This window comes from Paenibacillus sp. Y660, assembly GCF_057221575.1.
The window spans coordinates 1-8,901 of record NZ_JBXBBJ010000056.1; the positions used below are offsets into that span (position 1 = coordinate 1).

The window sequence follows — 8,901 nt, forward strand, 5'->3', positions numbered from 1 at the left end:
ACTTCACCATAAAGGTGCTCCTCTCTTTTGGGTGATGTGTTCTAGACAAACACCATTCTACCAAAGATCAGGGCACTTTTTTACGTTTTTATAAGATTTCACTTTCGAAATTCAGGTTGAAAATTTTTATTCTGTGGAACGCTCATGAGATGGAAATTTATTTTGCACCATGAATTAAATAGTAGTTTTTTAGTGTTAATGCCATAGAAAATATTGGGACATTATAGTATCATTAATTTGGTAGGTATACTAAAAAATAGAAGGGAAACAGTTCATGAAAACAGGGAGAAAAAAATTAACTTTATTATTACTATTACTATTGATGTTTAACTCATTGGGGGTTGTGGCCCCAATTGCCAGCGCAGATTCAGCAACGGAATCTCTTGAGCTCCCTCTCCCGAATGATTTGACAGACTGGCTGCTGGACGAAGATGCGGGTTATATTTATGCAATCTCTAGCTCGTCAAATAATCTTTATTTTATTCGACTTAGCGATTTTAAGATCGAAAAAACGCTGAATGTTGGTTCTAACCCGTATTATCTTGCAAAGGATGGGCAGTCTCTGCAGATTGCGCTTTCAGGAGCGACTATGATAAAGACGGTTGACCTCTCAACTCATAACATATCGGACACGATTATTACAAATGCAGTACCTACCTCGGTGGCTGCCTCTTCCAAATATCTTTTCTACGGGACAAGTGACAGGAAGGTTTACAAATATGACAAGGCTACTCGAAAGAGCAGCGAATTAAAAATTGGTTTTTGGTTTGATAATGTAGCTCTTGCGGTTGATGAGTTATCCAATACACTCTATGTCGGTAATTTGTCTTCTTATGCCGGAATAACGGCTATAGACGTTGAGACCGGAGCAGAGCTAAGTAAAGACATTGATGACGATATGCAAATTGGAGGGCCTTCTTTATCGCTCAAACATATATTTATAGATGATCAATCCGTATATTTTGGCGGACATCAGTTCAATAAAGATAATCTGGCAGAAACCACAGGCACCTATACTAGAACGAATGGCTACTATACTTACCTCGAAGCTGTAATATTGGATGTAACGGATTCCTATGTTCTTACCACTCAAGGTGTATACGATAAAGTTACTTATACTCCGTTGGTTCAATTCCCTTCTAACAAAAGGTTTGCATTGCTCGATTCGAACGGACATGCGTATCTTGCAGGCATTGAGAATTGGTATGATCAATTAAATAAGATCACTCGAATCGATCTTACGATACCGCAAAAGACTACCGTTAACTTAAACACTAATTCTTATTCTATTAGAAGCGATCAACCGATAACGGATTGGACGACCACGGACAATTCTCCTTACATCTATGCCATTGTGGCAAGCACCAACGAACTTGTTGTTATTCGTAAGGACGATATGAGTGAAGTTAAGAAGATGTTCATCGGTTCTAATCCGAGAGAGATAAAAATTTTTAATAACAAGGTTTATGTCATCTTTAAAGGCGAGAACCACATTAATGTTATAGATTTGGAAAACGGGATGCCATCAGAAGCGGCCACTGCCCAAATCACCACGAAGAACTACCCGCTTAATGTCTTTCCCGATAAGAACAATCGGATATTGTACAATGGCGGGAGATCTGGTGGAGGTATTAGCGTGACATCGGCTGTCTATACCTCTGTTACGGATGCGGTTTATAATGAAAAGAGCACAGGAATCTATAGTCCAGACAACTATGTATTGAATCCGGATCAAGAGATTCTCTATGGTGGAGATGGTTCCAACCTCTATAGATACAATAGTCAAAATTTTAGTTTGCTTGAAAGAAACAACAAAGCAAATGGATATTACTATTCCAATATGTTTCTTGATGAAAACTATCTATACTATGGCAATCTTAGGTTCGATGCGAACCAACCTTCTATACTATATGGGACTTATCCAGAAAGGATTATTTATGCGCGCGGGAGTCTCGTGTTCAGTAATAGTGCCGTCTACGACAGAGATAGTTTTACAAAAACATACGAATCTTTAGTGAGCATCAAAGATGCCTATGTTGATGCAGATCATACCATTTTCATATCAACTGATAACCGTTTATATAAATTTAAAAACTTTGAAGAGATGCAAACAGTCATGAATGAGACTCACCTGCCTGCTAATGCTGTTTTCGTGGATGAAGATTTGACCTCCGGTATGATTGACGGGTATTTGTCCATTGAACCACCGGTCGATCAGGATGGGATTAAGGGATATGCCGCGTACTATCTTGATCGGTTAGGCAATAAACTTATGCAAGTTGGAATATATAAGAAGACAGAGTTATCGACAGATTCGCTCTTTGTTTATGAAATATCAAATTCGACCCTGCCCGAAGGAGCAGTCAGTATTGGGTTGTATCCGGTCATTCGTTATGACACTTACGGCAGCGAACGTACGCTGGACGTTCATCTATCGGTTCCGATTTATGATGCACCGAAATATCTGCCTGTAGACTATTCAGCGACAGATACGAATTTGGACATAAACAAATTTTCGGGTTCGGTGACATGGAAACCGGGAACAAATGAAATACCCGATGTCCGTTATTACTTGTATTTTATAGATGCACATAGTGCGATTGGAGATGAGATAGCCGTTGTGAATGGTGGGAAAGGAACGTATTCCGTTACTATTCCAGAGATGGATGTGCCGGAGAAAGCTTTTGGAATCGGCGTTTTCATGGAAAATGATGATTTCACATCGCCATTCTTTAGCAGAATACTATTCGAAGATAAACGGACTCCTGCTATCCCGGCATCATCCATTTCCGTACAAAAATTCATGGTTCAAGCGGATAAGATCATTGTGAATAACCTTGTAGCTGGAGATATAATACGTGTTTACAACGAGAATCAAGCCTTCATCAAAGGGGGCGGGATCGTTAAACCGAATCAGAGCACAATTACGATTACCATCAGTGATATTGGATTTCCAGGCAATAAAATTTTCCTTACACGAGAAACAAGTAATAGAATGGAAAGCACGGGTACTTTAGTTGTTATTCCTCCAATTACGGATGACAGAGGCAGCGGTGGAGGAACACCAGGCGGCGGAGGTGGAGGAACACCAGGCGGCGGAGGTGGAGGAACACCAGGCGGCGGAGGTGGAGGAACACCAGGCGGCGGAGGTGGAGGAACACCAGGCGGCGGCGGTGCAGGAACACCAGACGGCGGAGGTGGAGGAACACCAGGCGGCGGAGGTGGAGGAACACCAGGCGGCGGCGGTGGAGGAACACCAGGCAACGGAGGTGGAGGAACACCAGGCGGCGGAGGTGGAGGAACACCAGGCGGCAGTGCTGGAGGCCCAAATGCTGAAGATTCCAAGATAGTGACCACAACCAAAGAAAACACAGATGGAACTTATTCGTCTATGACAGATGTGTCATCGGTATTTATTTCAAATGCAATTAGCGATCCCGACTTTAAGAAAAATCCAATAATTATTATTAAGGCTGATGAAAAAACTGCAACTCAAAACAGTCAATTCCAGATAGATTCAAATACAATATCAAGTATTAATAATAACTCGAAGGATGCAATACTTATTTTTGAATCAACATCTGGCAAGCTTCAGCTTCCGGTGAATTCCTTGTCCTCGTCAGGTTCACGAGTTAGTGGTTCGGAACAGAAGGTAGTCATTACGATTACCCAAGCGGCAAGCGACTACAAGACTAAATTGAGTGCTCAACTCAATAGCACTACCAATGTTCCGTTGGGAGTTCCTGTGGAATTTGAGGTTAAGTTGACAGGAAGCGGTCAGGATATCGTTCTATCAAATTTCTCTGAATATGTTGGTCATACGATGAATTTCAAATCAACAAACAAAGCAGATGCCGTTTATGCAGGCTTAACTTATGATCTGATTACTCAAACATACGTCCCGGTTCCGACCACGTGGGAGTGGAAGGATGGGATCCTGCAGGTAACATTGAAGCGTAAGGGGAATTCCGTATATACCGTTGTTCAAAATCATGTTGAATTTAATGATTTGGATAACAGTAATCCATATAAAGACAGTATCTTAGCGTTAGCAAACAGGATGGTTATTAATGGCTATCCTGACGGAAGTTTCAAGGCAAAATCGGTTGTCACGCGTGCTGAATTTGCTGCCATGCTCAATCGGGCTTTAGGTATTTTGCCTAAGGTGCAGGCTTCTAAAAGTTTTAAAGATATTACGAAAGAAGTTTGGTATGCACCTCAGATTAATGCAGCCGTCGACGCGGGTTTGATTAATGGCTATACCGACGGTACTTTCCGCCCGAAACAAGAAATTACGCATCAAGAAATGATTGTTATGTTGGTGAATGCACTGAAATATAGCGAAGCGAATGTAGTAATAAAAAAGACCTCTTCGACAGAGTATCCCGACAAATTGCCAGATTGGGCAAAACCATATTATACTGCTGCCTTGGATAATGGAATATTGCTGACAAACAGTCCATTCCATTTCCAGTCTGGTAAGAACACGCAACGTCAAGAGAGTGCCCTTTTATTGTACCAATTGATGAAGGTATTGAAGCTTACCAACGCGTAGTAAAATGGAGGTGAATTGTGGATTTGCCATACCACAGTTAGCCTCCACCAAACTCATGAGAAAGAGCATCGTATTAGGTGCTCTTTTTTGCTTATTTAATGTGAATAACGGAATGTAAACGAATAATAATAGTTACTTTACTAACACAGTATCGAATGGTCTGTTTATCTAAAGATTTAGCTATTGCTTGATTCTTGTTCGACTGGATAAAATAGAATTATATAATTAATTCCAGAAAGCAGGGTAGCGGAATGAAGCTGAATCAGATTGAGGATCGTATAGATCCGATTATTCTTGAGCGTGGGGAAGCCGTTCGAGAAAACGGTCAAATCCTTTCCATTATTGAAATCGAGCCACGGGTTTATCATGCTGAAGTTGAGGGTAGTGAGCTTTACGATGTGGAAATTCAGCTTGGTTCACGTGGTGAAGTGGTTTATACATTGTGCGAATGTCCTTACGATAAAGGTCCAATATGTAAGCATACAGCAGCTGTTCTTTTGGAAATCAGAGACGAGCTTTCCAGAATAGAAAAGGCTCCGTCTGCCCCTAAAAATAAGTCGACTTCTAAAAAGAATATTGCTGACCATTTGTCTAAGCTCAATAAGGATGAGTTGATCACGCTGCTTGTCCAATTTCACAATGAAATCAAAGAAGTAGAGCGAGCGCTTACTTTGAAGTTTATTGATGCCGACAAAAAAGAGGGTCTAAACCAATATAAAAAAGTGATTCGTTCCTCTATTAAGCAAAACGCTGACCGTCATGGCTTTGTTGCATATCGTAATGTTCCCTATGCTATTGCTGGTGCTGAAAAAGTAATGGAGAAAGCAGAGGAAGCATTAAATAAAGGAAATCATCTTCGTGCCGTTGAAATTAGTTTTTGCATTATGCACGAGATGGGTGATTTATTGCAGAGGTGTGATGATTCTGACGGATATGTCGGAGGTCTCATTCAGGAATGCTTGAACGGTATAGATAGTACAGTAAGCCAATTAGAAGATAGCTCCTTCAAGGATAAACCAATCCTTTTTCAACTGCTTCTAAAAGAGGTGCTTCATCCAAGCTTAGTGGGGTGGAATGAGTGGCAATTGTCTCTGATGGGAAGTGCCTCTTATTTAATTAATAATGCTGCGGAAAAGGATTTGTGGAATAATTTGATCGACAGATTGGAAAGTAATGAACGTAATACATCATCATACAGTTCCTTTTTTACTGAGGAAGCAGCAAAGCTACGGTATCATGTTATTCAAAAGCTTGAAGGCGAAAGCCAAGCTTTGACGTTTTTACAGGATCATCTCGACATTACGGCTTTTCGCAAAATGGCAATTGAAGATGCGATAAAGAATCTTCAATTCGACAAAGCACTGGATCTAGCCGAGCAAGGAGAACAGAAAGATGCGGCTAAAGGTTATCCTGGCCTTGTTGATATATGGAAAAAGTGCCGCTACGAAGTTTATGAGCTTACTCATCAAGTGGAGCATCAAATACTACTTGCAGAGGAATTCGCAGCAGCTGGCGATTATAATTATTACTTGCGATTAAAGGAATTATTTAGCAAGGATGAATGGGAAGCGGCATACGAGGGGTTTTTAGACAAGTTAGAAACGAATTGCGATAGGAAATGGAACGCAGCTTCCTTATACACCAAAGTGCTTATTGAAGAAAAGGAGACGCTGAGACTGCTGAAATATGTTCAAAAGCACAAACGAACCTTAGAGGACTTCTACCCTCATCTTGTCGGCGAACATGCAGAAGATGTTTTTCTTCTGTTTACACAAGTGATATCCGAGGAAGCTGCTCGCTCATCGAATCGAAATGAGTATCGGAGAGTATGTGGAACTATTCGTCATCTCATTAAGGCAGGTGGGGGAGTCCATGCAATAAAGATCATTGAACAGCTATGTCTCACTTATCGGAATAGGCCTGCTCTTTTGGACGAGCTGCAAAAAATTAAGCTTATTTAAAGCTTAGGGCGGTATCAAACATTAATTTGAGTCTTGACACATTCCTAAGATCTAATCGATCTTTAGGAACGTGTCACGAAAAGAAGACGGGAAAGTTAGTTGAATTCATTGAAGCATGGAAGTGTAACAAAGAGGGTGCTGCAATGCAGCAATTCATGTTTAATCGTATACAAAACATGTGGTATGATGACGAGGTTTTAAATCGTAGTTAAGGTTAAAGCTCCAAAGCTTCGTTGGTAATTTTTTTAATATCAATCGGACAATTGGAGCTTTCATGAACGATGTCGGGCAAAATATGCTTTAGAAAATAATCTACGCAATGCAGCTTAATCTTTTTGATTTTGACAAGCGCTTCGCGGTACATAATGACAAATTCCTTCTCTCTGTTGCCTCTTTGCAATTCAGTAAGCGCCTCGTACACCTGATCGAGCTTATCGGCCACTTCAAGAATGAGACCTTCGACAGAATCGTCCTTGCCCTCGCGCAGCTGTTTGAAAAAAATTGGCTTGAGCTCCTCTGGAATATTCTCCTCTATAAAAAGCGTAATCATGCCTTCCTCTACCTGCTGCAGCATGCCGCGCAGTTCCAGCGAGTAGTGCTTAACGGGCGTTTTGATATCCCCGATAAATATTTCACCATAGTCATGGCTGCTCGTAATCTCATAGAGCTTCTTCCAATCGATCGTGACGCCGTTGCGTTCCTCAATATCTGCCAACGTTTTGGCGTATTGTACAACCTTCCAAGAATGAGCCGCTACGCTGTGCTCTTCAAACTTAAACTTACCTGGGCAGCGAATAATACGTTCGAGATCGTTTAGAGATTGAAAATAAGTATGAATTCCCATAGCATGTAATTCCTTTCCATATTTAACGTATAAATTGCTGAATTACAGTAAGTATAATGATTATTTGTTAATGGACGATTAATTTAAAATAGGTAATATATGAAAATATAAACCCCGACCGCATGGCCGAGGTTTTTACTAGCTTAGACAGGCTAGCCGCTATGATTAGCTTGATTCAATTAAAGGCTCTAATGACAGTGATTGAATAATTTCCTCTTGGGTAAAAGGTTGGTTCCTGCCTAATTGTCTGACCCTAACCATATAGGGGCTTTCAGGATTTTTCATATGGTAAAAGCCAGGTACACGCATCACTCTTGATAGATTGGTTATCATAGGATCTGAACTGAATTTTTGGGCTAAAGCTTTTTGAATAGGAACAAATTTGCTTACGGATCCGCCTTGAAGAACCCAATAGATATGATATCCGTTTTTAGTTTCGATTATCATCGTATCCTTAATTTGGCTTCCGTATTTTTTTATAAATGCAATCTTCAATTTTGCTACTCGCTGCTTGGTTCGCAAAGCTAAAAGATGGTATTGACCTTGTTTATTTTTTTTGACTGTAATGGATTGAAGCTGCTCTGCAGGGTCGGATTGAATGGATTTAATCGCTTGCTTGACTTGTTCTCTTGATGGTAAACGCAAAGAAATCTTGTTTAGATCGACGTCGATGAACTGAGCTCGGATTTTTTTGAAGTCACTAGCCTTTGTTTCCCGGTAATTGATCTCCATAAATACGGCATAACCTCTAATATTATGTCTGAGTACATGTATGCGTTTATTTCTCTTGGAAAAGAGTGTAATTTTTGGCGTGAGCTTTTCAAGTAGATTTAGAGGTTTATGCAGCGTCATCGCGGGGTGATTAGCAGAATTGCTGAAGCTCCGTTTTTTGTTTTTAGGGTCATGGACTAAAATAAAATGCAATTGCTCGTTCTGCTGACAGCCTAGTTTTTTGATGAAATGGCGTGCGTGACCGGCGTATTTTCGCAAATTTCTGGTATATTTCACTGAACTTAAACGTTGTGCCACTGAACCACATCTCCTTTAAAGCATGTGTCACCCTTCATTCTTTTCTAAACAATCATATTCGGGCGAGATGTCACAAGTGTGTATCGCAGTACCCATTTTTCAACATGAGATATGTTAATCAAACATATATGTAAAATATATGGTAAAATTCTCGCTCAAGGAAAGGAGGAGATGAGAAATGGAATTTATTATTATCATTTTAGCTGTAGGATTCATCTGCATAATAAGTTATCTTCGAGCGATACATCATTCTCTTCAGAAAATGATCGAAGTGATGTCTAGCGAAAAAGAGAATTAGAATACACCTAGAATGATAACGAACAGGACATTAAAGCAGTTGCTTTTAAAAATATTCCGGATATAAAGGGTATCGATAAATTTAAATTTTCATCCTGAATTTCGAAAGTGAAATCTTATAAAAACGTAAAAAAGTGCCCTGATCTTTGGTAGAATGGTGTTTGTCTAGAACACATCACCCAAAAGAGAGGAGCACCTTTATGGTGAAGTTTATC

General features: G+C 40.2%; 4 protein-coding genes. 2 read left to right on the top strand and 2 right to left on the bottom strand.

The window, feature by feature from the left end; genetic code table 11:
• Nucleotides 1–274 precede the first annotated feature (274 nt).
• On the top strand, nt 275–4,555 hold the full coding sequence (locus AC2TDN_RS26125; RefSeq protein WP_484690689.1) for an S-layer homology domain-containing protein: 4,281 nt from the start codon (nt 275–277) through the stop codon (nt 4,553–4,555).
• Nucleotides 4,556–4,806: 251 nt separating this feature from the next.
• Nucleotides 4,807–6,516 (top strand): SWIM zinc finger family protein, encoded by a 1,710-nt coding sequence (locus tag AC2TDN_RS26130; RefSeq protein ID WP_484690690.1) that lies wholly within the window; start codon nt 4,807–4,809, stop codon nt 6,514–6,516.
• A 214-nt stretch (nt 6,517–6,730) separates the two neighbouring features.
• Here AC2TDN_RS26130 and AC2TDN_RS26135 read toward each other — a convergent pair whose 3' ends face one another.
• A complete protein-coding gene (locus AC2TDN_RS26135; protein ID WP_482067961.1) occupies nt 6,731–7,360 on the bottom strand; it encodes a YfbR-like 5'-deoxynucleotidase in 630 nt (209 codons plus the stop codon).
• Nucleotides 7,361–7,525: 165 nt separating this feature from the next.
• A complete protein-coding gene (locus AC2TDN_RS26140; RefSeq protein WP_484690691.1) occupies nt 7,526–8,389 on the bottom strand; it encodes a DNA-primase RepB domain-containing protein in 864 nt (287 codons plus the stop codon).
• Nucleotides 8,390–8,901: the final 512 nt, after the last annotated feature.